Origin of the sequence: Desulfovibrio sp. 1188_IL3213 (assembly GCF_036763145.1) — a bacterium.
Classification (GTDB): Bacteria; Desulfobacterota; Desulfovibrionia; order Desulfovibrionales; family Desulfovibrionaceae; genus Desulfovibrio.
In genome coordinates this window covers 1-899 of record NZ_JBAIYR010000656.1, presented here as the reverse complement: position 1 = coordinate 899, position 899 = coordinate 1, and the positions used below count along the sequence as shown (strand labels likewise).

2 protein-coding genes are annotated in these 899 nt (G+C 57.1%); both read right to left on the bottom strand.

Features of this window, described 5'->3' with window-relative positions:
* Positions 1-187 (bottom strand): DHH family phosphoesterase (locus tag V6C16_RS14335; protein WP_333543569.1); only part of this gene is annotated, 187 nt, incomplete at its 3' end.
* Entirely contained in the window at positions 174-464 is a 291-nt protein-coding gene (locus tag V6C16_RS14330) for a DUF503 domain-containing protein (RefSeq protein WP_333543570.1), read from the bottom strand. The genes V6C16_RS14330 and V6C16_RS14335, both read right to left, overlap by 14 nt.
* Positions 465-899 lie beyond the last annotated feature (435 nt).

The following is an 899-nucleotide window of genomic DNA, read 5'->3' as shown; positions in this document are numbered from 1 at the left end:
CGGCGTAGAGCATGAACTCCTTGCCCATTGCCCGCAGGATATGTCCGGCGGCGGCCACAGACCCGGCGGCGTCGCCGTCGGGATTGACGTGACCGGCCACCACGATGCGGTCCATGCCTTTCAGGGCTTCCGCCATGCGGTGTGCGTCCTGCACATAGGGGGCGGGAATAAAATCAGTCGGCTGCATATATTTCCACCTGACTGTCCACCATTTCTTCCGGGCAAACGGCTTCCATCATGAGCGCACATTTATCCATGCGGCTACGCAGATGCCCTTCGCTGTTGGAAATGGAGACAACGGCCAGCCGCAGGCTGCTGAGACTGTTCTCAGTGCCTGCCTCGGCTACGGCCACGTTGAATTTGTTTCGAGTCTTCTGCTTCAGGCTGTTGGCAATACGGCGTTTCGCCTTGAGGTTATCGTTGCCGTGCAGACTGAATTCCACGGTAAGAACAGCCATGAACATGGTCATACGTACATAGTTGCACTTCATGCGGCGATGACAGGGATGGGGCGTTTGCCGCCCGTTGCGGGGCTGTTTTTTTGCCTGGGCAAACTACTGTGCCGGTACTTCGCGTGCCATGCCGGGCATGAGGGCCGGTGTTATGAGGTGAGGCTTGGAACAATTTCACTCTGAAACCGTTTTGGCGGCTGCGTGAGCAGGCGCTGCCACAAAGGCGCAAACGCTGCATATTTGCACTGCCAAGTGCCGTGATGAGCGTGTGATATTTTGAGAATATACGCTTTAAAAGCGGGCATGCCTTAATAGGTTCCGGAACTAATACTATATGGCGGCGCCGAATAATGCCAGTTTTTTATTGCCGCCGTACGGCTGCCAGCCCGTTGCGGCAGCGCTTTGCCTGTGACGGCGGGCAAGGCGCGTGGCTTGCGCATGCTGGGG

What these genes read in the sequence shown, in the direction of transcription:
- V6C16_RS14330 (WP_333543570.1), bottom strand. Translation starts at nt 464, where the DNA reads ATGTTCATGGCTGTTCTTACCGTGGAATTCAGTCTGCACGGCAACGAT.